The organism is Bradyrhizobium sp. SEMIA (assembly GCF_014844175.1).
Lineage (GTDB): Bacteria > Pseudomonadota > Alphaproteobacteria > Rhizobiales > Xanthobacteraceae > Bradyrhizobium > Bradyrhizobium arachidis.
Window position 1 is genome coordinate 3,289,988 of record NZ_CP046601.1, and the last position, 20,574, is coordinate 3,310,561.

Annotated in this window: 24 protein-coding genes and 1 pseudogene; 10 read left to right on the forward strand and 15 right to left on the reverse strand. The window is 63.5% G+C overall.

Annotated elements, in window-relative coordinates:
- Positions 1 to 41: 41 nt before the first annotated feature.
- A complete protein-coding gene (locus tag FOM02_RS16145) occupies positions 42 to 242 on the reverse strand; it encodes a hypothetical protein (RefSeq protein ID WP_265441875.1) in 201 nt (66 codons plus the stop codon).
- Positions 243 to 306: 64 nt separating this feature from the next.
- Between FOM02_RS16145 and FOM02_RS16150 the strand changes: the two genes are divergently transcribed.
- A complete protein-coding gene (locus FOM02_RS16150; protein WP_156950834.1) occupies positions 307 to 483 on the forward strand; it encodes a hypothetical protein in 177 nt (58 codons plus the stop codon).
- Between the two features lie 90 nt (positions 484 to 573).
- On the opposite strand, the gene FOM02_RS16155 is transcribed toward FOM02_RS16150, so the two are convergent.
- Positions 574 to 1,020: a hypothetical protein gene (locus FOM02_RS16155; protein ID WP_265441876.1), complete on the reverse strand. Its 447-nt coding sequence runs from the start codon at positions 1,018 to 1,020 to the stop codon at positions 574 to 576.
- A gap of 157 nt (positions 1,021 to 1,177) precedes the next feature.
- Between FOM02_RS16155 and FOM02_RS16160 the strand changes: the two genes are divergently transcribed.
- Together FOM02_RS16160 and FOM02_RS16165 are read left to right on the forward strand one after the other, a co-directional pair.
- The gene (locus FOM02_RS16160; RefSeq protein WP_027562464.1) at positions 1,178 to 1,363 is read left to right on the forward strand and encodes a hypothetical protein; all 186 of its coding nucleotides are present in this window, start codon (positions 1,178 to 1,180) and stop codon (positions 1,361 to 1,363) included.
- 255 nt (positions 1,364 to 1,618) lie between these two features.
- The gene (locus tag FOM02_RS16165; RefSeq protein WP_027562463.1) at positions 1,619 to 2,905 is read left to right on the forward strand and encodes an NRAMP family divalent metal transporter; all 1,287 of its coding nucleotides are present in this window, start codon (positions 1,619 to 1,621) and stop codon (positions 2,903 to 2,905) included.
- 146 nt (positions 2,906 to 3,051) lie between these two features.
- On the opposite strand, the gene FOM02_RS16170 is transcribed toward FOM02_RS16165, so the two are convergent.
- The 5 genes from FOM02_RS16170 to rocF form a co-directional block, all read right to left on the reverse strand.
- Positions 3,052 to 3,240, reverse strand: coding sequence for a hypothetical protein (locus tag FOM02_RS16170; protein WP_027562462.1), 189 nt, complete (start codon positions 3,238 to 3,240; stop codon positions 3,052 to 3,054).
- Positions 3,241 to 3,426: 186 nt separating this feature from the next.
- Complete coding sequence (locus tag FOM02_RS16175) at positions 3,427 to 3,711, reverse strand: hypothetical protein (RefSeq protein WP_027562461.1); 285 nt, start codon at positions 3,709 to 3,711, stop codon at positions 3,427 to 3,429.
- Positions 3,712 to 3,824: 113 nt separating this feature from the next.
- Positions 3,825 to 4,367 carry a c-type cytochrome gene (locus FOM02_RS16180; protein WP_265441877.1) on the reverse strand — a complete coding sequence of 181 codons (543 nt, stop codon included), beginning with the start codon at positions 4,365 to 4,367 and terminating at the stop codon, positions 3,825 to 3,827.
- The gene (gene soxC, locus FOM02_RS16185; protein WP_265441878.1) at positions 4,354 to 5,625 is read right to left on the reverse strand and encodes a sulfite dehydrogenase; all 1,272 of its coding nucleotides are present in this window, start codon (positions 5,623 to 5,625) and stop codon (positions 4,354 to 4,356) included. Before soxC ends, FOM02_RS16180 begins: the two co-directional genes overlap by 14 nt.
- Before the next feature lie 164 nt (positions 5,626 to 5,789).
- Positions 5,790 to 6,764, reverse strand: coding sequence for an arginase (gene rocF / locus FOM02_RS16190; RefSeq protein ID WP_265441879.1), 975 nt, complete (start codon positions 6,762 to 6,764; stop codon positions 5,790 to 5,792).
- A 265-nt stretch (positions 6,765 to 7,029) separates the two neighbouring features.
- On the opposite strand from rocF, the gene FOM02_RS16195 reads away from it, so the two are divergent.
- A complete protein-coding gene (locus FOM02_RS16195) occupies positions 7,030 to 7,290 on the forward strand; it encodes a hypothetical protein (protein ID WP_092215985.1) in 261 nt (86 codons plus the stop codon).
- A gap of 20 nt (positions 7,291 to 7,310) precedes the next feature.
- Here FOM02_RS16195 and FOM02_RS16200 read toward each other — a convergent pair.
- Together FOM02_RS16200 and FOM02_RS16205 are read right to left on the reverse strand one after the other, a co-directional pair.
- Positions 7,311 to 10,053, reverse strand: a pseudogene (locus tag FOM02_RS16200) (EAL domain-containing protein).
- Positions 10,054 to 10,111: 58 nt separating this feature from the next.
- A complete protein-coding gene (locus tag FOM02_RS16205) occupies positions 10,112 to 11,371 on the reverse strand; it encodes a FecR family protein (RefSeq protein ID WP_265441880.1) in 1,260 nt (419 codons plus the stop codon).
- 129 nt (positions 11,372 to 11,500) lie between these two features.
- Here FOM02_RS16205 and FOM02_RS16210 point away from each other — a divergent pair, with 129 nt between their 5' ends.
- Both FOM02_RS16210 and FOM02_RS16215 read left to right on the forward strand, forming a co-directional pair.
- Positions 11,501 to 13,297, forward strand: a complete 1,797-nt coding sequence (locus FOM02_RS16210) for a ShlB/FhaC/HecB family hemolysin secretion/activation protein (protein WP_092215991.1) — start codon at positions 11,501 to 11,503, stop codon at positions 13,295 to 13,297.
- Between the two features lie 152 nt (positions 13,298 to 13,449).
- On the forward strand, positions 13,450 to 14,280 hold the full coding sequence (locus tag FOM02_RS16215) for an alpha/beta hydrolase (protein WP_027562453.1): 831 nt from the start codon (positions 13,450 to 13,452) through the stop codon (positions 14,278 to 14,280).
- A gap of 429 nt (positions 14,281 to 14,709) precedes the next feature.
- Here FOM02_RS16215 and FOM02_RS16220 read toward each other — a convergent pair whose 3' ends face one another.
- From FOM02_RS16220 to FOM02_RS16230, 3 genes are all read right to left on the reverse strand, one after another.
- Positions 14,710 to 15,051, reverse strand: a complete 342-nt coding sequence (locus FOM02_RS16220) for a phasin (protein ID WP_027562452.1) — start codon at positions 15,049 to 15,051, stop codon at positions 14,710 to 14,712.
- A gap of 143 nt (positions 15,052 to 15,194) precedes the next feature.
- Positions 15,195 to 15,380 (reverse strand): hypothetical protein, encoded by a 186-nt coding sequence (locus FOM02_RS16225; protein WP_007612798.1) that lies wholly within the window; start codon positions 15,378 to 15,380, stop codon positions 15,195 to 15,197.
- Between the two features lie 387 nt (positions 15,381 to 15,767).
- A complete protein-coding gene (locus FOM02_RS16230) occupies positions 15,768 to 16,232 on the reverse strand; it encodes a hypothetical protein (protein WP_092216152.1) in 465 nt (154 codons plus the stop codon).
- A gap of 198 nt (positions 16,233 to 16,430) precedes the next feature.
- On the opposite strand from FOM02_RS16230, the gene FOM02_RS16235 reads away from it, so the two are divergent.
- The gene (locus FOM02_RS16235; protein WP_265441881.1) at positions 16,431 to 16,787 is read left to right on the forward strand and encodes a hypothetical protein; all 357 of its coding nucleotides are present in this window, start codon (positions 16,431 to 16,433) and stop codon (positions 16,785 to 16,787) included.
- Between the two features lie 47 nt (positions 16,788 to 16,834).
- Here FOM02_RS16235 and FOM02_RS16240 read toward each other — a convergent pair whose 3' ends face one another.
- Both FOM02_RS16240 and FOM02_RS16245 read right to left on the reverse strand, forming a co-directional pair.
- The gene (locus FOM02_RS16240; RefSeq protein ID WP_027562449.1) at positions 16,835 to 17,410 is read right to left on the reverse strand and encodes a hypothetical protein; all 576 of its coding nucleotides are present in this window, start codon (positions 17,408 to 17,410) and stop codon (positions 16,835 to 16,837) included.
- A 50-nt stretch (positions 17,411 to 17,460) separates the two neighbouring features.
- Complete coding sequence (locus FOM02_RS16245) at positions 17,461 to 17,994, reverse strand: GcrA family cell cycle regulator (RefSeq protein ID WP_265441882.1); 534 nt, start codon at positions 17,992 to 17,994, stop codon at positions 17,461 to 17,463.
- Positions 17,995 to 18,159: 165 nt separating this feature from the next.
- Between FOM02_RS16245 and FOM02_RS16250 the strand changes: the two genes are divergently transcribed.
- A complete protein-coding gene (locus tag FOM02_RS16250) occupies positions 18,160 to 18,768 on the forward strand; it encodes a S24 family peptidase (protein WP_027562447.1) in 609 nt (202 codons plus the stop codon).
- Positions 18,769 to 18,873: 105 nt separating this feature from the next.
- Positions 18,874 to 19,149, forward strand: a complete 276-nt coding sequence (locus FOM02_RS16255; protein WP_092215995.1) for a hypothetical protein — start codon at positions 18,874 to 18,876, stop codon at positions 19,147 to 19,149.
- A gap of 39 nt (positions 19,150 to 19,188) precedes the next feature.
- On the opposite strand, the gene FOM02_RS16260 is transcribed toward FOM02_RS16255, so the two are convergent.
- Positions 19,189 to 20,163, reverse strand: a complete 975-nt coding sequence (locus FOM02_RS16260) for a quinone oxidoreductase family protein (protein WP_265441883.1) — start codon at positions 20,161 to 20,163, stop codon at positions 19,189 to 19,191.
- 224 nt (positions 20,164 to 20,387) lie between these two features.
- On the opposite strand from FOM02_RS16260, the gene FOM02_RS16265 reads away from it, so the two are divergent.
- Positions 20,388 to 20,573 carry a hypothetical protein gene (locus FOM02_RS16265; RefSeq protein ID WP_027562444.1) on the forward strand — a complete coding sequence of 62 codons (186 nt, stop codon included), beginning with the start codon at positions 20,388 to 20,390 and terminating at the stop codon, positions 20,571 to 20,573.
- Position 20,574 lies beyond the last annotated feature (1 nt).

Here is a 20,574-nt window from a genome sequence, read left to right on the forward strand (position 1 = left end):
CAGGCGTGTTTCGTCAGAATCTTGCGCCTGCCTGGGTGGCCTCAACCCCTGTTGTCGCGGCGCGCCTTGCTCTCGGCGCGCGACATCGCGCTTTCGAGGATCGCGAAGCGAAGCGCCTCGATCTGCTCGGCATATTCGCGGTCGAGACGCATCTTGTCCTCGCGCAGCCTGCGATTTTCCTCCATGACAAGAAGTGCCCGTGAGTGCAGCGAATCCGACATCGGCGAGATATGCCAAACCATGGAAACCTCCGCGTTCACATGCGTTAAGTGAAGTGTCTCAACCCCGCCCCGGAGGGAATCACCCATGGACTTTGTGAGCGAAGCAGCCCGGCACCGCCACCAGGCCGAAGAGCTGCGCGCGAAGTCCGAGCTGATGGCCGACGAAGCGACGCGCACTCAATATCTGCGGATGGCGGAAGCCTACGACGCCATGGCGGATCAGGAAGAGCGGATCACGCGGCTACCGAAGTCCCCGGACTAAGCGGCAACGAGATCAGGATGAATCGTCATCGCGCTCTAGCCTGTTGTTCGCGCATGATCTTTTCGGAAGACCGCTGCGCATCTTTCCGGATCATTCTTTAGGTCGTCCCGCCCTCTGACGCTGCGCGCTCCGTCGTCTTGGCCAAGGCCTTCTGCTGCAATACCACGCAGCAAGGCCCGCAGCCGCTCCCGCGGCGGCGTAGAGCATGCGGTCCCGGTCGAACGGGCTGAAGAGATAATTCCCGGACAAGCCCAGCGCCGCACCGCTGGCGACAAAGAGAGGCGCGACAAGCTCCAGCCGCGCCTTGCGCACGCCCCACATCAACAGTCCGGCCGGAACGGCCGTGAACATGGCGATGAAAGCGAAGTGGACGGCGGCAACGAACAGCCCGGCGAACAGCAAGGGAAACGTCAGTCCCTTCGCGAGCGCCGCGACCAGTCCGTACAGAAAGAGGACCGCCGTTGCCGCCGCGCAGCCGGCGAACCAGCCCTTGACGTCCGCCGAGATCTCTGTTTCCCGATCCGTCATGACGGCCATCCTGATCCCGTCATCTTGCAGGTGCTTTCACCGAACGGTCAAACTTTAACTCAAATGCAGCAAAGCGGATTCGGCGGAATGAAATTTCTTCGCGCCATGCTGGGACATGTCGGGCAGACATGATGTCGCCCGGACATAGGGCGCTGGAGAGATTGCGATGTATTACGTCGCCGCTGCATTGCTGGTGCTGTCGGGACTGTTCTACTCCGCGAGCCATCACGAGCTCGGCCAGTTCGGCGCGAACATGTGCAGCTATGGCAGCGCGTTCTGCGAGAACCCGCTGATCGTCTTTTCCGGCGCGGCGCTCGCCGCGGCCTGGGGCATGTTCGTCAGCGTCAAATAGATCGCGAGGCGGGCCTGCGCATGTTCGGCGCCCGGATTCCGCCGGCGGATGCGGCCAGGCTCGCTGCCGGGCGGCAGCGCTTCGAAGCTTTCGGGATGATGCCAATCTACAGGTGTTTTGCCCGACGGGTCAAGCGAATTTAGCATAATCAGAAATGTGCGAGGGGTGGCCATCCGCGGATGGCCACGAGGAACTTTTGTTCCCTCCCCTGCATTTGCTAAAAAGACGCCGCACCGACCCCGAGCCCCCTTGTCCATGACCGACAGTGCCCTGACCCCGACGAAATCCACGCCGAGCCTGCTGCAACGGCTGGGGCCGGGCCTCATCACCGGGGCGGCGGACGACGACCCGTCGGGCATTGCCACCTATTCGCAGGCCGGGGCGCAATTCGGCTATGGACTGCTCTGGACGGTCTTCCTGACCACGCCGTTCATGATCGCGATCCAGCTCGTCAGCGCGCAGATCGGGCGCGTCACCGGCAAGGGGCTTGCCGCCAACGTCATGCAGATCGCGCCGCGCTGGGCGGTGCTGGCGCTGGTCGCCATGCTCGTCGCCGCCAACACGTTCAACATCGCCGCCGACATCGCCGCGATGGCGGAGGCGCTCTCGCTCGTCATCGGCGGCCTCAACCACGAGCACGCCCTGATCTTCGCGGCCGGCTCGACCCTGCTCCAGGTGTTCCTGCCCTATCGCCGCTATTCGCCGCTGCTGAAATTCCTCACGCTGGCGCTGTTCGCCTATGTCGCAACCGCCTTCACCGTGAAGATCCCGTGGAGCACGGCGCTGCTCGCCGCGGTGTGGCCGAAGGCGAATGTCAGCGCCGACTATTTCATGATGGTGGTCGCCGTGCTCGGCACCACCATCAGCCCCTATCTGTTCTTCTGGCAGGCCTCCCAGGAGGTCGAGGAGATGAATTGCGGCAAGCACGACCAACCGCTGCGCGAGCTGAAGCACGGCGGCAAGCCGGAGCTTGCGCGCATCAGGGCCGACACCATCTCCGGCATGCTGCTCTCCAACGTCATCGCCTTCTTCATCATCCTGACCACGGCGTCGGTCCTGCACGCCAACGGCGTCACCAACATCAGTTCGGCGACGCAGGCGGCCGAAGCGCTGCGGCCGCTCGCCGGCAACTTCACCTTCGCCCTGTTCGCAACCGGCATCATCGGCACCGGCCTGCTCGCGATCCCGGTGCTGGCGGGCTCGGCGGCTTACGGCGTCGCGGAGATCTTCGGCTGGCGCGCCACGCTGGAGGCAAAGCCGGACGAGGCGGTCGGGTTCTACACCATCATCGCCGCCGCGACCGCGATCGGCTTCGGCCTCGGCTTCACCGGGATCGATTCGATCCACATGCTGGTGTGGAGCGCGGTGCTCAACGGCGTCGTCGCGGTGCCGATCATGGTGATGATGATGCTGATCGTCTCGAGCCGCGCGATCATGGGCCGCTTCCGGGCGCGGTCATGGCTGATCGCGCTGGGCTGGCTCGGCACGGCGCTGATGGCGCTGGCCGTCCTCGCGCTGCTCGGCTCGTCCCTGATCGGCTGACTAGTGCGGCGACAACGCCGCCGAGATCTGCGAGGCGATGATGAAGGCCGCGAACACGGCCGGCACGGCGATGAACCGCAGAAACTGATCAATCGAAAGCATTGCTGTCGTCCCCCCAGAAGACAAAAGCGCCCTCGCCCGCCGCGCTACTCCACCCCTTGCGCGGCGTGCTGATCGGCCGTCAGAAGCTGATCGGAAATGGCAGCGCCGCTCAACGTGAGCAGCGCCAGAATCGAAATCACGGCCAAGAATTGCATGGCCGGAAGCTCGGCTCGGATTGTGGCCAAAGATGTCAGAGCCTGGTGCGATTTCGCGACGATCCCTGGCAAGATCATGGCTATCCTCAATCCGATTCTACGGCCCTTTCCCACCAAGGACGCCAGGGCCGGCCGCGCCCCTTCGGGATTCACGGCGATCCGGAGCGAGTTTAACAGTTGCGGCTGGAGTGGGGCTTGCGCCCGGACCTGGAGCGAGTTCGACGCAAGCCTTGGCTCGACGGCGTCGCGATCCGCCCGCGCGAGCTACGGCGTCACGGGATTGACCGTCGGGGATGTCTTCGGCCCCGGCCGCGCCGGTTCGAGCGACGACCTCGATTCAGTCGGAAGCACTGCGGCGCCTGCGGCACGCGCAGCCTCGCCCGTGGTTGCGTACATCGCGACATGGGCCGGCTGAGTCTTGGCTCGGTTCCAAGGACCGTGGTCGACGATCAACATTGCAGCGATCGTCAAGCCGGCCACGATCAGCGCAATCACGCCGGGATGGCGAAGCGCCGAGGACATGGAGTTTGCGAAACGATCCATTGCCATCGAAAGACCCACTCTGTTTCCTCTCGGAGGTTAATTCAAATTGGTCCTCGCAAGTTCCCCTTAAGCTTTGGCAAGTTCCGAGCTGAAGCCCGGAACTTGATCGTTCCCATAGGTCACTTCTTCACATCCGGACGCGCATCGCCGACGAATTTGTCTCGGTTCGGCATTCTGATGGCCGCCAGCGATTTGGCGTCGAGGATCGCATCCGCCCCAACAAGCCCGTTCAGGCTCAGGACGTAGGCCGACACCGCATAGACGTCATCGTCGCCCAGCGATTGCGGCGCATTCTGCGGCATCGCGCGGCGGATGTAGTCGAACAATGTCGGCGCATAAGGCCAGTAGCTGCCAACGGTTCGGACCGGCTTTGCCGTTCCGATCGTGCCCTGTCCGCCGGCGAGCCGGTCGCCTAGGCCGCCTTCGCCTTTGTCGCCGTGACACGAGGCACATTGCTGAGCGTACAACTCACGCCCATGAGCGACCGAGCCGCTTCCCTTCGGCAAATTGCTGCCGTCGCGGCCGATGTCGATATTCCAGCCTGCGATCTCGGCGGCCGTTGCCGGCCGACCGATACCGAAGGGGCTTTGTGCCTGCGCTACGTTTACCCAGATGCCGGCGAGGATCGCAGAGACCACGCCGCAAGTGTTACGCCAGCGCATTCGTCACCTCGCCGTCTTGAGCGATGCGCCAGGGCCAGATCGCATTGTTGTGGTAGAAATAATTCTCGCCGCGCACTGCAAGCAGCTCGGCCAGCGTCGGCTGCACATAGCCGGTCTCGTCGATCGCGCGGCTCTGGATCACGGCGGGCTTGCCGTCCCATTGCCACGGCAGACGGAAGCGCGTCAGGGCACGCGTCAGCACCGGCTCCTGCAAGCGCGCTTCCTGCCAGCTTTTGCCGTCGTCCACCGACAGTTCGACGCGCGCGATCTTGCCATGTCCGCTCCAGGCGATGCCGGTGATTTCGTGGAAGCCCGGCGCGCTCAGACGCTGGCCGCCCGAGGGACGCGTGATGATCGACTTCGCCTCCATGTAGAAGGAGAACTCGCGCGCAGTGCCGTCCGGCAAGAGATCGGTGTATTTCGACGTCTCCTCGCGCGAATAGACCGGCTCCGCCGTCACATGCAGGCGCCGCAGCCACTTCACGCTCATGTTGCCTTCGAAGCCCGGCAGGAGCAGCCGCAGCGGATAGCCCTGCTGCGGCCGCAGCCGCTCGCCATTCTGGCTGTAGACCAGCATGGCATCCTCGAGGCATTTCTCGATCGGGATGCTGCGCGTCAGCGCTGCCGCGTCGGCGCCTTCGGCGATCACCCACTTGGCCTCCGGCTTCAGCCCGGCCTCTTGAAGCACCAGCTTCAGGCTGACGCCGGTCCACTCGGCGCAGCTCACCAGACCCACGAGGTCCGAAGCCGTCTTGCCGTAGGGCCTGCTGTAGCCGGGATTGCCGGAGCATTCGAGGAAGTGGATGCGCGACTCCGATGGAAATCGCCTGAGATCGTCCATCGTGAAGATCAGGGGCCGTTCGACGAGCCCGTGCAGCATCAACCGGTGCTGCACAGGATCGATGGTGGGGACGCCGCCGTGATGCCGCTCGTAGAACAGCCCGTTCGGCGTGATGATGCCATCGAGCTCCTGCAAGGGCGTACGACTGGACGCCGAGATGTACTGCTTGAGAGTCTTCGAGATGTTTTTGACCACGCCCTTCTCGAACGGCGAGGGCGCGCCGTAAGGCTGGCTTCCCATGGGGTCGCCCGGCGCCTTCATCCACTCAGGAACGTTGGGCGGAAGATTGTCCGTCTCCGCGGCCGCAGAAGCGCCCGCGCCGAGAACGGCACCTCCAATGGCTGCCGAACCGGCGGTCAGGAGGCGGCGGCGCGTGGTCGTCACGGGATTGTCGTCGGGATGCATCGTACTGCTCATTGCGGGCCCTCGGCTGGCGCTGACCCCGCATCAAACAATCCGACTGCGGTATTTGCAATTCGCAGCTGTTTCAAAAGCCGGCGATTTTGATCGGGGCTGGTCTAAATCCAGCGGCCGCAGGAGCAGTTCCTTTCCTTGCAGCGCACAAACGCGATCAGCTTGACTCACTCCCCCGGGGCGATCGCGTTGCTCGGCGTCGGCCGATCGGTAATCTGCTGGCCGAACAGGCTGCCGATCAGTTCGACCGCAGTGCGCGCGGTCCGGCCGCGCTCGTCGAGGAATGGATTGAGCTCGACGATGTCGACCGATCCGACCACGCCGGAATCGTGCAACAGCTCCATGATCAGATGTGCCTCGCGATAGGTCGCACCGCCCGGCACGGTGGTGCCGACGCCCGGCGCCACGCAAGGGTCGAGGAAGTCGACGTCGAAGCTGACATGCAGCACGCCATTGCTCGCCTTGACCCGCTCGATGACGCGGCGGATCAAGACGGCGACGCCGAACTCGTCGATCTGGCGCATGTCGACGACCCTGATCCGTCGCGCGCGCATCAATTCCTTTTCGAGCTTGTCGATCGAGCGTGCGCCGAACAGATCGAGCCTGTCAGGGTCGATCGAGGCGCGCGGATCGTCGCCCAGGAGGCCGTCAAGGCCCGGCTCGCCGCACAGGAATGCCGCCGACATGCCGTGCATGTTGGCCGTGATCGTCGTCTCCGGCGTGTTGTAGTCGGCATGGGCATCGAGCCAGACCACGAACAGTTCGCGCCCACGCTCCTGCCAGTGACGTGCCATCGCATTGACCGAGCCCATCGACAAGGTGTGATCGCCGCCGAGGAAGATCGGCAACGCACCGGTTTGCGCGATCTCGTAGCCTCTGCGGCTCAACACGCGCGTCCAGCGCTGGATCTCGCGGTAGTGATTTGCCTTCACGGGCGGCCTGTCGGCGAGGTCCGTGACCTCGGCGACGGAGAGATCGCCGTAATCGACGACGTCGAAATCGAGACTTTCGAGCAGCGTCGCAAGGCCGGCCGTGCGCAGCGCCGCAGGGCCCATCAAGGTACCGCGCTGCGAGGCCCCCATGTCGATGGGCGCGCCGAGCAAGGCGATGCGCCGGGCTCGGTCCATGGTCCGGTCGGTCACGGCAATCTCCCGAGTTCAGCAAGGCTGCACCAGCCTAACAGAGATTCGCTCCCGTCGTTTCCCGGGGATTTCGCAACGAAATGCGTCCCGCCGGAACTAATTGGCGTACGGCGCATTTCCACTGCAAGGCCGGCACCCGCCGTTCAAAACGGCGCCTGTCGCGGATAGCCAAAGGTCTTCGGGCCCGCTGTTCCAAAACGAGCGCTCGCGCGGATAGCCAAAGGTGCCGGTCTCAATCTTTCGGTCAGGTTCGGAGATCGCGCGCTTGAGCACGGAAATACCGCAGCCCAGTCCCCAGCCCGGCATGGCCGAACGCGCCATGGACGCAGCAACCGACGTCTCCCAGACCATCGGCGAGGTCGCGGGAGGCTTGCACGCCGCCGTCGACCGTCTCACCCATGCAATCGATGAGGCGCGAAAGCCCGGACGACCGCTCGCGACTGTCGCAGCGATCACGCGCGAAGCGCCCTTGGCGAGTCTGTTCGTCGCTTTCCTGTTTGGCGTGGCGGTCGCGCGCCGGCGCTAGCGGCCGCTATCGAGGGTGCTTCAGGCGGCGCTGACGGCTTCGAGTTCAGCCGTGAGAAATTGTGTCTCGAACGCCGCGGCAGGCATCGGACGGCCGAAGAAATAGCCCTGCCCTTCCTCGCATCCCATGCTGACCAGGAAGTCGGCCGTGGCGCGATTCTCGATGCCTTCGGCCACGACTGTCAGACCGAGCTGCTTGCTGAGGCCAATCGTCGATCCGACGATCGCAGCATCGTCGGAATCGGCGAGCAGGTCGAGCACGAACGAGCGGTCGATCTTGAGGCCATCCAGCGGAAACTTCTTCAGATAGCTCAGACTAGCGTAGCCCGTACCGAAATCGTCGAACAGGATGCGCACGCCGAGCTGCTGGATCCGCTTGAACATGTCGAGCACGCGAGCCTCGTCATGGAGCAGGATGTCTTCGGTGACCTCGAGCTCGAGCAGCGAGGGCGTGAGCCCCGTCGTGTCGAGCAGGGTCGCAACCGAATGCGCGAGATCGCCGGAGTGGAGCTGCGACGGCGACAGGTTGATCGCGACGCGCACGCTGCTGCCTGACAACTCCCAGGCGCGCGCCTGACGAGCGGCAGTCTCCATCACCCAGGTCGCGATTCGCTCGGAGAGCGCCGAGGTGTTGACCACCGGCATGAACTCGCCGGGCGACACGTGGCCGCGCAGGGGATGCCGCCAGCGGATGAGCGCTTCAGCGCCGACCAGGCCGCCGTCAACCAGCCGAACCTGGGGCTGGTAGAACAACTCAAACTCGCCTCGGTCTGCGGCAAGCGCCAGTTCGCTCTCCAGCGTCAGCCGGTTCTCCAGTTCTTGCCGGATCGCGTTCTCGAAGATCACGTGGCTGCCGCGCCGCGTCAGCTTCGCCTTGGTAAGTGCGAGATGGCCGTTGCTCAGGAGATCGTCGGCGTTGTGCCCGCCTTCCGGATAGACGGCGACGCCGAGGCTGATCCGCACGCGATGCTGGCGCGTGCCCGTCGTGAGCGGAGCCTCGAACGCGCGCGTGATGCCCTCGGCGAACTCCGCAATCGGCTCGCCGCCATCTGCGCTTTCGCGCCCAATGGCAAATTCATCGCCGCTGAGCCGGGCAACGACTGAGCGATCTCCGGCCTGCTCCTTCAGGCGATCAGCGACCGCCTGCAGCACGAGGTCGCCGGCGGAATGACCCAGCATGTCGTTGATGCGCTGGAAGCCGTCGAGCCCGATCACTAGCAGCGCAACCTCGCAGGAGCGCCGCTCCGCATCCGCAATCATGTCGACCAGCCCGGCATGCAGCATATTGCGGTTGGCAAGCCCCGTCAGCGCGTCGTGTTCGGCAAGATATCGGACACGTTCGGCTTCGCGCTTGCGAACCGAAATGTCGCGCAGGATCGCTCCATACTGGAAACCGTCCGTTCCCTGCCAGCCCGAGAAGCTCGCTTCGACGGGGAACGTCTCGCCGTTCTTGCGCCGGCCCACGAACTCGACGACGACGGCACCGCCGGGCACCAGCAGCGCCTGGCGCGCCGCATCACGCATGGCGAAGGTCTTTGCGCCGGCATCCGCGGGCACCGCACAGAGCGCCTCGAACGGCTGCCCGATCATTTCAGCCGGCATGTAACCGAAGATCGCGCTGGCGCCGGGATTCCACACCGTAATCCGGTGATCCTCGTCGGTGCAGACCAGACCGTCGCCGAGCGACATTGCGATACGATGAAAGCGGCTTTCGGCGATGCGCCCTAGAAGACTGCGGAAATCGATCTCGTCGAGCGCGATCGCCGTCAGATAGGCGATGATCGCGATATGAAACAGCGACGTGTCGATGATGAGCGGCCATTTTGCCTGCACGAGGGCAGCGGCCAGCTCGATGCCGGCCCCCGCTGCAACGAGGACCGCGACGCGGACGCCGGGTGCGAAGCGGCGCCACGAATACATCATCAGCAGGCAGATCAGACCCAAGCCAATGAACATGCCGGCATCTGAGGTCCAGCGCAGCATGCGGTTCTGCAGGATCGATTCCGCAGCGAGCGCCTGGAGGGCGGGCCCCGAGATGATCTTGCCGTTGGGAACGCTGAACCGGTCGCCCAGCTCAAGCGCCGTGGCGCCGACGATGATCTTCTTGTCTCTCAACTTGTCCAGGGTCGCGGCGTCGCCGCGCAGCACGTCGGAATAGGAGACGGTTGGAATGGAGGACGCGCGAATGCTGTAATCGATCAGGAAGGGCGGCCGCCGATTGGCGTCCTGCCCGGCCAGCACGACGGCCATCGACGGCATCTGGGAGTCGCCGAGCTTTTCACCAACCGGATAACGGCGGACGAGCCCGTCGGATTCAATCGCGACATTGACGACGCGGCCACGACTGGTTACTGAATGGCTTCAAGGGACGATTGATGTGCGCCGTGCCGCCGTTTGGCGCCGGCTGCTTGAAGGACGGCAGGATCGTCGAACCGCCGACTTCGCGAAGCGCCGTGAGGAAGGCCGCGTCCGAGGCCGGATCCGACGGCGTGCTGAAATCGACGTCGAAGGCGACGTCCTGCGCGCCCGCCGCTTCGAGCCTGTGCAACAGCTCGGCGTGGAGCCGCCGCGGCCACGGCCAAAACCCGATCTGGTCGATCGAGGGCGCGTCGATAGCCACCACGACGACGTTGCCGGTCGCCGGACGCGATTGCCAGGCGAAACGCAGATCGGTGAGCGCATTGCGAAGCGCGCCATGCCATCCCGTGGACAGCACGACCGCCAGCGCGATCACGACCAGAATATGCGGCCGATAGCGTTTCACCCGATCCTCCCGCACACCCGCTTCAGCGCGTGCGCCCCCTCACCCCTTGGAATTGGCGTCAGTGCCGGCCGTTACCGTGGCCGTTGCTGCCGTTACCGCCGCCATTTCCGTTGCCGTTACCGTTGTTGCCCTTGCCGTTCCCGGTGGCACCGCTATTGCCGTTACCGTTTCCGTTCTTGCCGTTGTTGCCGTTATTCCCGTTACCGTTGTTGCCGGCGTTTCCATTGCCATTGTTGCCATTCTTGCCTGAGGCATCGCTGGTCGACCCAGCGCTGGTCGCAACAGTCGTCGTCGCACTTGTCGACGAAGAGGTGGCACTGACCGCAGCAGCACTGCTGCTCGTGGTAGCGGCCGTCACGGTCGAACTGTTCGCGGCCGTTGTCGTCGTGCTCGTCTTGCTATCGCTCCAGACCGTCTCGGTATTGGTGCTGGCGTTCGCGTTGCGCACCTGTCCGGGAGCAGTCGCGCCGTGAGCAAGCCCGTTCGTGACCTTGTGGAAGTTCAGCTTGACCTCGCCGAGCGAGCTCGAGATGCGGACGACGCCGGCTTTGGGCGCGTGGGCTCCGCTCGCCTGATGCGATTGCTTCGGCGCGCCGACTGCCTTCGCTCCCTTGTCGATCGGACCAAGCGCGTGGATCGCATGACCGTTGGCCGCATTGCGCGGCGCCGACAGGCCCGACTTCGGCACGGGGACGCGCTCGATCGTCGAGGCGCGCGGCTTGCCCTGCTCGATCGGATTGAAGGTACCGGCACCACCCAGGCTGAGGCCGGGCTTGCCGTGCTCGAAGGCGGTCGCCGATTGTCCCGGCATGACCTGGGCGATCTGTCCCGTCTTGAAGTCAGAGACTTCGACCTGGCCGCGGAGCACGCCGACCTTGGTGCTGCCTGTCCCCACGGTGACGCTAAACTGCGTTCCCTTGACGACGGCGGCGAGATAGGGCGTCTCGACCTCGAAATGCTTGACGTTACGCTTCTCGACCTCGAGCAGGATCGAGCCCGCCTGCTGGATGATCGTGGTCGAAAGCCCCTCCTTCTTCTCGGCGGGCAAGCCGACCACCGAGTTCGGAGAGATCAAAATGGTTTCTTCACCGCGGACGAGCAGCACGCGTCCGTTGCGGCCGGTGCGAATGGTATCGCCCGGCTTGAGCGTGCCGTCCTGATTCAGCGACACGGGCTGCGCACCATCGGTGGCAAGCCAGACCTCGCCTGAGGACTTGCTGACCGACCAGACACCATCGTCCGCAGCGTGCGCAGCAGAAGCCATTCCCAGGATCAGCGCAGCCACGAAGGCGCACCGCATTCCAACTCTGCCGCGCATGATGATCCTCAGTCCCCGTTACAGGCGGACCCCGACGTATCCGAAATCACTCAACATAGAATTAGCGGGAAGCAACTGGTCGGCAGGTGCCATTAACGTTTCATTGACCATAAAAAACTAAGAAAAATCATGCGGCTAGCGAACCTTTACCGGCTCATGGGAATTTCTCCGTTGAACTACGGAGAGCGGTTCGTCACCCAGGTTGCAAAGCGGCATGTCCTCGCCGCGCTGGCGTTCGCGGCACCAATTCTTACGGGCGTTCCGCAGGCTTTCGCGCAGCAGGCGAACCAGCCCGGCTTCGATCCGCGACAGCCGGAGAAATACTTTGAAAACCAATCCGAACAGGAATCGCTGAGACGTCCTGCGGTCAGACTGCCGACGGTTGGCCAGCCCAACACCGGCGGCGACACCAGGCCGCAATTCGTCCTGCGAGGCGTCACTGTCAGCGGCGCCCATGCCATTTCCGACGATCGCATCGCTACGGTCTATCAATCTTACCTCGGCAAGAAGGTCTCGCAGGCCGACCTCGCCGCGATCGCAGGCGCGATCAGCGATCTCTATCGCGCCGCCGGCTTCCACTTAAGCCGCGCGATCGTGCCGTCGCAGGACATCGCCGACGGTCGTGTCCGCGTCCAGGTGATCGAAGGCGCCATCGTGGACGCCGAGCTGAAAGGCGACGGCGCCGAGCAGTTCGGCGTGAGGCCGATGCTCGCTCCGGTTCTGGCCGAACAGCCGTCGCGCCTCGCAACGCTCGAACGCCAGCTCTTCCTGATCAACGGCAGGCCGGGTGTCCGGATCACCGATACCGCGCTCGAGGAGATTGGCGGCGCGACCGGCCGCTTCCGTCTCACGGTCTATGTCAAGACCTGGCACGTTTTCACGTCGTTCGGTCTGGACAATCTCGGCTCGTCCTCGGTCGGCCCCTGGCAGACCTACGCGACCGGCGCGTTCAACTCCTATCTCACGCCCGGCGACACGCTGGCGGTCAACCTGTCGACCATTGCCAACGATCCACGCGAACTCGGCTTTGCGCGCCTCTCCTATGACGCGCCTGTCGGCGTCGACGGCGTGCGTCTCGGCGCGTCGGTCCTGTACAGCGCGGTGCGGCCGGGCGACGCCCGCCGCCTCGACAGCGACATCACCACGACCGAGGCTTTCGAGCTGCGTGCCGGCATCGTGCCGTTGCAGTCGCAATCCTCCACGCTGACGCTGACAGCGGCGACGACCTTCAGCAACGTCTCCGAGCACGATGTTTACGGCCCCTGGTACAACGACCACATCAGGACCGCGAGCCTGACCGCCGACTACCGGCTGCAGGATCGCTTCGGCGGCACCAATTTCACGACAATGACCTACCGCCAGGGCCTCGACATCTTCGGCGCCTCGCATTTCGACGACGATCTCTTGTCGCGCGACGGCGCGTCCTCGAACTTCTCCGTGCTGAATTTCTGGTTCACGCGGTATCAGACGCTGAACGACGCCTGGTCGCTCAAGCTCTCGGCGGCAAGCCAGACCGCATCGCGGCCGCTGTTCACCTCGCAGCAATTCTATCTCGGCGGCGCGGCCTTCGGCCGAGGCTACGGCGCGGCCGAGATCAGCGGCGACAACGGTCTTGCCGGCTCGCTCGAAGTGCGCTTCGACCAGAAGCTGAATTTCCGCTACTGGAGCGGCTATCAGCTCTACGCCTTTGGCGACGCTGGCGCGGTCTGGAACGACGGCTACCGTCTGGGCGACGGCCTCTCGCTGACATCGGCCGGGGCCGGCGTGCGGTTCTTCCTGCCGGACGATTTCCTGGCCGATTTCGGCGTGGCCGTCCCCTTGAGCTACCGGGCGCCGGACAACGAGCGCCGCAGCCCGCGTTTCCTGTTCACGTTGTCGAGCGCGTTCAGGCTCTGCCCAGAACACGGCACGGGCGGCTGCCTCTAGCCGCGCGAACCGCCGCCGTCGCATGCCTTGATGCGGCCCTTTTGCGGCGCTTCTCACAGACTTGCCTAAATTTAATCCCGTAACCTGCTCACGATCGCTCGATCCGGGAGTTCCCAATGACCATGTTCAGCCGAAAGTGATTGAGACGGACCATGAAAAGGGTGTTTGCAATCCTGGCGTTCCTTTGCGTTCTCGGCGTCGGCCAGTATTTCGTGGTCAGCCGGTTCGCGATCCGCCATGAGACGTTGTCCTTGTTCGACGCCTCCCGCCAGCGGCCGATCTCGGTCGAGATCGCGGTGCGGCGCGATTACGAGAACAAGGCCAATCTCGGCCTCTGGAAGCTCCCGCTTGCCGTCATCAGCAACGGCAACACCGTCAAGGCCACCGAGTATTCCTTCCTTGCCAACGTGCTCGCCGCGCGTGGCTATCTCGTTGCCAGCCTCCAGCAAGACCTGCCGAGCGATCCGCCATTGATGACCCATGTCGGCCAGCAATATGTCGGCCGGCGCGAGGTCTATATTCGCTGCGAGGCCAACATCCTCTTCACGCTGGGCGAGTTGAAGCGGCGGCAGGAGAACGTCGATTACGACCACATCACCCTCGTCGGGCATTCCAATGGCGGCGACGTCTCCATGTATGTCGCCCATCAGCATCCGGAGCTGGTGTCGAAGGTGATCACGCTCGACAATTTGCGGGTGCCTTTCGTGCTCAGCGACCATTTGAAGATTTTGTCGTTCCGCTCCAAGGATCCGCACTTCCAGACCGATCCCGGCGTGCTGCCGACGCCGGAAGAGGCGAAGGCGCGCGGCATCGACATCGTCCATACCGGCGCACAGCACACCGAGATGAGCGATCGCGGCCCCGACGCGGTCAAGGAGAAGATCCAGGCAACGCTCGACCGCTTCCTGCGCGACAGCGCCAGCAGCGCGCTCGCACCGGCCGACACGAGAAGCCCGATGATCATGAATCCGGGCGACTACTAGCCGGGTGCGCCTTGCGGCAGATCAAGGCCGCACCGGGCAGGCCGCGATAGCAAGAGCCTCACCATCCCGGAGAGGCCCGTGTCGCACCTGATCGAAAGCGTTCATACGGAAAGTCTTGAACTGCCCGCGGCAAAAACGCCGGGATTCGCGCGGCCGATCTATCGTTCGGTCCGCAGGCTGCTGCGGGCGATCATCGCTCGCATCGATCTCTCGCAATTTCCGCGATCGTGCTGCGGGTGAGTGCGATGCTTCGCGCGTGTGCCGCAACATGCAAATCCCTGCCGGAGGACCGACAGGGATCAGCAGAAAGGATGACGGACGGCGAATGGATCCATTCGGTGGCCCGTCATGGACCTGCACCAGCATCGAAATGCGGATCGCGGCGTCAGGCAAGATCAATTTGTGGGCACGCCCTGGACGAGCAGAGAATCAGGACTTGCCCTTGCCCGGTTGCATGAAGCTGCCGGTCATCTGGCGCATGTGATCTCCGGCGCTGGTGAACTGGCTGCGCAGGAAGTCGGACTGGATTCGCATGGCTTCCTGAAGGTCGGTGGCATGGACGAGCTTGCGTGCATGCTCGAAGGCCGACTTCATGTTCTGCTCGGTGAAAGCGAGCGCCTGCTTCGAGACCTCGGTGCCCGCTCCGGGAACCGACGTCATTGATTTGGTGGCAGCATCGAAAAACATGCCGAAGGCCTTTTCGGCCTGGTCTATCGTCTTCTCGGCCAAGTCGCGCAGTTCGGCCGGAACTTCGAGCTTCGGTTCGATCATGGTCGCACTCCTCCCTTTTTCTTAACTAATTACCACACTTGCCCAATCGGCTGCCAGCGGCCAGACCCGGACAAACGTCGTCCGGCGGTCCGGCTGCTGGCAGGAAACGAAGGACAAGGCGTAAGACCGGCGCGCCGCCAGGCTCAGGACAGGGGGTGTTCGGGGAGGGTTTCTTCGGTGGCGAGGTCTTCGACGAGCTTAATGACCTCGAAGCGCTGTCGAGGCGCGAGCTTCAGAAACGCGCGGAGCAGGCGCAGGCTTTCGACGGTGCCGCTTGCTGGGGCGCCGAGCTTGAGGTGCAGTTCAGCCGCGAAATTGAGGTTTTTCATCTCGCACCTATGACAAGCATCGGCATTCGTGATCCGATATCGAGGCCCCACTCAGAGCCGAACGCCATGACCGGACGTCGCGGTGACGGTCAGTTGGCGGCCGGGCGGCCCCGTCGGGTAGCACGCTGAACGACATATCCGAACGGACGGGCTCAACCAATCAGGTTGCAATTATGCCAAGAAACAACCCATCCGGCAAGTCCAACCATCGACCTAGCGATGCTTCGTCCGCATCGGACCATGGCAATTCCGGATAACAGGAATATCGATCCTCGTCACCCACCTGCGTCAAGAAGCAGCATTAATCACGCACGGAGCCTCAATCGCTGTCAATCGGCACAGCGTTTCACGGTGTTTCCGATGTGAACGGGGATGGACGAGGTCAGATTAAAGTTTCTTCAGAGTATACACGTAATTGTTGAGTCCGACCTCGGCGGTTGTATCGTCGACGAAATGAACGTCGATCTCGCAGCCGGTTTCCAGCGTCCTGATCGTCGCGCCAGTGAAGCCGAGCGAGGCGGCAAGCGCCTTGGGAACGGCTTTCTTGTCGGCGCGCTGCATCTCGTCGAACGCTCCCTGGAAGATCATGTCGGGAGTGTAGTCCGCCACCTTGTACTGTGGCTTCGCGCAGGCAAAGGGCCGTGGCCCCGATATCTCTTTCGCCTTGAAGACAACCGCCTTGCCCATCAGCCGCGTCCGCTCGATGTCGTCAGGCTTGCGGTGTGGATCGGCCCATGGTGCGACCGTCGCGGTCGTGAAGGTCCAGCTGCCAACGTAGAAGGGATCGGCGGCCGCAGCCGGGAGGGCCATACCCAGCCACGCCAGGAAGCAAACGATGCCGGTGATTTTCATCTGACGGTCCCTCAAGCTCTCGGCCTTGGACTCACCTTCCTGCATCGAGGTTCATCGCTGCGGATATGTTTCTGCCCGTGAACCGCCATTCAAGATCGCGCGACAAAGCGGTTGCGGAACGGCCACACGGATCACGGGCGCCATGGCCGATGGACTCAAAATCGATTCGGGCGCGCCTCAGCACCAAAGGACGACGGCATGCTTTCTCGCTGCGATCTCATCAAGGGCGCCGCGGTCGCGCTTTTCATCCTCTCGATACAAGGCGCATGGGCGCAGGAGACCAGGATGAATCTGTTCAAGATCGTCACCATCAAGGACGAAATCGTCATCGGATTGTCGGCGGAGGAGCTGCAGGCGCTCGGCGGCAATGATGCGAGCGCGGTTGCGCACGCGCTGGCGCAAAAGGGCGACCTCACCGCCTGGCAATACAACGTGCATCGCGGCCCAAGCGGCGAATTGCAGCAGGCGCCGACCGCCAAGATCGGGCTTCTGGCCAACGCCTCGCTCCGGGTCGAGCCCTACACGACCCCTTACCAGATCGTGCCGCACCCGTAAGCGGCGGACCGGCACGCCTACGGCCGAAGACCGCAGGCGTGCCGTCATCATTTGCGGCGGACTGCACGCTTCGTCCCCGCTTCCGTCGCAAACCCGTAGATCAGCGCCAGCCGGTCCAGGCATTCGCGAAAGCGCCGTGCAAAATAGTCGTTCCAGCGCTGCGTACGGACCGCGCGACGCTCTCCGATCTGGTCCATGGTGAGCCCCAGCACCAGCACGTCGTGCACCAGCGCCGCGCCGTCGGTGCCGAGCTCGCGCTCGACCCGGTTCAGCCGCAGCACCGCCTGGCGCTGGCTCTCGGTCAGAGGCTCGCGCGTGCTTGTACCATCGACATATTCGCGCGTCGTATCCACCGCCTGCGGCCCCCGCTCCGCCCTCTCCCAATCGTTCTGAAAGGCGCGTCCGCCGCGGTATTGCGCCTCGTCGATCTGATGGTGCGAATGCAGCCGGCCGAGCGGATCGCTGCGGACCGAGCGGATCGCCATAATCTTCTCGCCGGGATCGAGCGCCAATGGATTGTCGACCTCGACCTCGGCCACGTCGGCATTGAACGGCATCTCGCGCGAGCGCCGGTCATAGATCCCGGTCAATTTGTAGGATTTGTTGCGTCGGGCACGTGCCACTCGGATACTCCTTGCAGGATTGACGATTGGACAGGCAGATGGCCGCCAACTCAGGCGGCGAAGACCAGCCTCAGCACGACGGGACCGGCCGTACGGGCGGGCGCAACTCCGGTCCGGCGCGTCAGGCGCGCATGCGGCGTGCAATAGCTGGAGCCTGGCTGGCGCGGATGTCCGCAGAAGGTGATCTCCTCCCCGTCCCTGTCGCCGCCATAGGGATAGCGGCAATCGCCGGCTGCAAGTTCAGCGAACGAGATCAGGCGCGGCTGGACGCCGACGCAGCGCAGCTTCACCCGTGCGGCGGGCTTCATCGCGGATTTCGGCGGCAGAATCAGGTTCGGCAATGCCGGGCGATGTGCCGAAAGCAAACAGGTCTCGCCCGGCAAGCACGGCACGATCGGCGGACTCGTCACCCGCGCCGACCCGACAAGTCCGAGCCGCTTGACCCGGCCCGCCACGGCATTGCGCGTGTAAGCCGTTCCAAACCTTGCGTTAATCTCTCTCCCGATCTCCGCATAGGATAGTCCTTTGAGAAAATAGTCGCGAAGCGCGTCGGAGTGCTCCGACGGCCAATGACCCAGTTCCATGCTGCTGTCCTGTGATGCACCTTCTCCGGTCGCACGACCGGAGGCGAGATACACATTCCGGTATTCCGAAGAGAGAGTCAAGCAATAATTCTGATATTCATAATTGCATTTATTCCGAATTCCGGACTACAAGAGGGCAGCCGATGGGCAATCGAGGGAATCACCATGTTGGACGTTGCGATGATCGAGCGGGGCCTGGAGAAGACGGGCAAGAGCAAGGGCGGCCTGGCGGCGGCGATGGGCGTGCGGCCCGGCGCGGTGTCGGAGATCCTCGGCGGCGAGCGCCTCGTGAAAGCCTCCGAAATCATTCCGATCATGGAATATCTCGAGCTCAACCTCGCGCCGATCATGGGACGCGTCGGGGCCGGCGCGGTGATCGAGCCGGACTACGAACAGGTTCCGCCCGACGGGCTCGGCGACATCACGCTGCCCTTCCCCATCATGGAAGAGACGATCGCATTCGAGATCGTGGGCGATTCGATGCTGCCCAAATACGAGAGCGGCGACGTGATCGTGGTCTACAAGGACCAGCGTCATCCGCTGTCGAGCTTCTACGGCGAAGAGGCCGTGGTCCGGCTCAAGACCGGGGAGCGCTATTTGAAGACCATCGAGCGGGGCAAATCCCCTTCCGTCGTCAATCTCACCAGCTTCAATGCCAAGCCGATCGTCGGCGTAAAGCTCGACTGGGTCGGGGAAATCTGCCTCTCCATGCCCAAGGGGCAGCTCGAGCGGCTGCGCGCCAAATCGGCCCGCCCCCGCAAGAAAGGCAAATAGGGGCGATCGAGCGATTTCCGATTTTTGGAAATCGCGCTTGACTTAATTCCGTTTTTCGGAAATACTCTGCCGCGCTTCCGACGAGGGGCGCGGCAGGATCGTTTCATGCAGTATTTCGTCGTGATGATCGACTACGGACGGCGCGGCCGCGAGGCGATCGTCGATCCCGAAATCACGCGGCGCGAGGTCATCTCGCGCATCGTCTCGGGTGAATACCAGAACATCTCGTTCATCCACGAGATCGCAGAGAACTCGGTCGAGGACGTCACCGAGGCCATCCTGACCGAGGCCACCCTCCCCCAGATCGCGCCCGAAGATGTCGATCTCCAGGCGATCCTGCTCGATCACGCCCGCGACCTGCGCAAGCACGAGCGGGCGTGACGCAGGAATAGCGAGCCTGCGCCAACGCCCAACGGGAGATCACACCGTCAGCACGGTCGATCCCGTGGTCTTGCGCGCGGCGAGATCGGCATGCGCCTTGGCCGCGTCCTTCAACGGATAGGTCTGGTGCACCTCGATCTTGACCGCGCCGGACTTCACGACATCGAACAGCTCGTTCGCCATCGCCACGAGGTTCTCGCGTTTGGCGGCGTAGGTGAACAGCGTTGGCCGGGTGACGTAGAGCGAGCCCTTCTGGGCCAGCAGGCCGAGATTGAGCGGCTCGACCGCGCCGGACGACTGACCGAACAGCGCGACGACGCCGAGCGGCGCGAGACAGTCCAGCGACTTCAGAAACGTGTCCTTCCCTACGGAATCGTACACCACCGGCACCTTCTTGCCACCGGTGATCTCGTCGACGCGCTTCACGAAATCCTCGCGCGTATAGATGATCACGTGGTCACAGCCATGCGCCTTGGCGAGCTTCGCCTTCTCGTCATTGCTGACGGTGCCGATCACGGTCGCGCCGAGATGCTTGGCCCATTGGCTCAGGATCAGCCCGACGCCGCCGGCGGCGGCATGCAGCAGGATCGTGTCGCCCGCCTTCACCCGATAGGTCTGGCGGATCAGATATTGCGTCGTCAACCCCTTCAGCATCATCGCCGCCGCGGTCTTGTCGTCGACGCCGTCAGGCAACTTCAACAAGCGGTCGGCAGGGATCAGCCGAGCTTCGGAATAGGCGCCGAGCGGCGAAGCGCCATAGGCGACACGATGACCCGGCTTCAAATCGGTGACGCCGGGTCCGACTTCCTCGACCACGCCGGCTGCCTCGCTGCCGAGCCCGCTCGGCAATTGCGCGGGATAGAGACCCGAACGGTTGTAGATGTCGACGAAGTTGAGACCGACCGCGGTGTGGCGAATGCGCGCTTCGCCCGGTCCGGGCTTGCCGACATTGACTTCCTCCCAGACCAGGACTTCCGGACCGCCGGTCTTGTGAAAGCGAATGGCATGCGTCATGGGCGTTGCTCCCTTATCGTTGAGGTGAAGTCCGAACACCGGATCGGCCTGTGAAATAGGCATTTAGTCCGCCCGTTACAGTACAGAGCCGTAACAAGAATGTCACAGCGAACCACAAACGTCGGCCGTTCCGTCTCTGTTCGAAAGAGTTGATGGCAGCCTTCGGGCAACCGGCAGTAGCCTTCGCGCGGGGTTTGATGGGTCGCCTGCGAAGGAGAACCGAGATGCCAGCTTATGTACAGCATCATCAGGATATCGAAATCGCGCCTGTGATTTGCCCGACGTGCATGGGGTTCCTGCCGATGTATGTCCGCGAGGTCGAACCGCATTGGAGCCTTGCCAAGATCGACTTCGTCTATGAATGCGCCGATTGCGGCGCCGAGGTCAGACAAACCATCCGCAAGCACTGAT

What these genes read in the sequence shown, in the direction of transcription:
- FOM02_RS16220 (WP_027562452.1), bottom strand. Translation starts at nt 15,051, where the DNA reads ATGATCGAACCGAAGCTCGAAGTTCCGGCCGAACTGCGCGACTTGGCC.
- soxC (WP_265441878.1), bottom strand. Translation starts at nt 5,625, where the DNA reads ATGAGCAGTACGATGCATCCCGACGACAATCCCGTGACGACCACGCGC.
- FOM02_RS16165 (WP_027562463.1), top strand. Translation starts at nt 1,619, where the DNA reads ATGACCGACAGTGCCCTGACCCCGACGAAATCCACGCCGAGCCTGCTG.
- FOM02_RS16155 (WP_265441876.1), bottom strand. Translation starts at nt 1,020, where the DNA reads ATGGCCGTCATGACGGATCGGGAAACAGAGATCTCGGCGGACGTCAAG.
- FOM02_RS16205 (WP_265441880.1), bottom strand. Translation starts at nt 11,371, where the DNA reads ATGCGCGGCAGAGTTGGAATGCGGTGCGCCTTCGTGGCTGCGCTGATC.
- FOM02_RS16225 (WP_007612798.1), bottom strand. Translation starts at nt 15,380, where the DNA reads ATGAAAAACCTCAATTTCGCGGCTGAACTGCACCTCAAGCTCGGCGCC.
- FOM02_RS16160 (WP_027562464.1), top strand. Translation starts at nt 1,178, where the DNA reads ATGTATTACGTCGCCGCTGCATTGCTGGTGCTGTCGGGACTGTTCTAC.
- FOM02_RS16255 (WP_092215995.1), top strand. Translation starts at nt 18,874, where the DNA reads ATGCAGTATTTCGTCGTGATGATCGACTACGGACGGCGCGGCCGCGAG.
- FOM02_RS16180 (WP_265441877.1), bottom strand. Translation starts at nt 4,367, where the DNA reads ATGCGCTGGCGTAACACTTGCGGCGTGGTCTCTGCGATCCTCGCCGGC.
- FOM02_RS16170 (WP_027562462.1), bottom strand. Translation starts at nt 3,240, where the DNA reads ATGATCTTGCCAGGGATCGTCGCGAAATCGCACCAGGCTCTGACATCT.
- FOM02_RS16265 (WP_027562444.1), top strand. Translation starts at nt 20,388, where the DNA reads ATGCCAGCTTATGTACAGCATCATCAGGATATCGAAATCGCGCCTGTG.
- FOM02_RS16260 (WP_265441883.1), bottom strand. Translation starts at nt 20,163, where the DNA reads ATGACGCATGCCATTCGCTTTCACAAGACCGGCGGTCCGGAAGTCCTG.
- FOM02_RS16250 (WP_027562447.1), top strand. Translation starts at nt 18,160, where the DNA reads ATGTTGGACGTTGCGATGATCGAGCGGGGCCTGGAGAAGACGGGCAAG.
- FOM02_RS16245 (WP_265441882.1), bottom strand. Translation starts at nt 17,994, where the DNA reads ATGGAACTGGGTCATTGGCCGTCGGAGCACTCCGACGCGCTTCGCGAC.
- FOM02_RS16145 (WP_265441875.1), bottom strand. Translation starts at nt 242, where the DNA reads ATGGTTTGGCATATCTCGCCGATGTCGGATTCGCTGCACTCACGGGCA.
- FOM02_RS16215 (WP_027562453.1), top strand. Translation starts at nt 13,450, where the DNA reads ATGAAAAGGGTGTTTGCAATCCTGGCGTTCCTTTGCGTTCTCGGCGTC.
- FOM02_RS16235 (WP_265441881.1), top strand. Translation starts at nt 16,431, where the DNA reads ATGCTTTCTCGCTGCGATCTCATCAAGGGCGCCGCGGTCGCGCTTTTC.
- FOM02_RS16230 (WP_092216152.1), bottom strand. Translation starts at nt 16,232, where the DNA reads ATGAAAATCACCGGCATCGTTTGCTTCCTGGCGTGGCTGGGTATGGCC.
- FOM02_RS16210 (WP_092215991.1), top strand. Translation starts at nt 11,501, where the DNA reads ATGCGGCTAGCGAACCTTTACCGGCTCATGGGAATTTCTCCGTTGAAC.
- FOM02_RS16175 (WP_027562461.1), bottom strand. Translation starts at nt 3,711, where the DNA reads ATGGCAATGGATCGTTTCGCAAACTCCATGTCCTCGGCGCTTCGCCAT.
- FOM02_RS16150 (WP_156950834.1), top strand. Translation starts at nt 307, where the DNA reads ATGGACTTTGTGAGCGAAGCAGCCCGGCACCGCCACCAGGCCGAAGAG.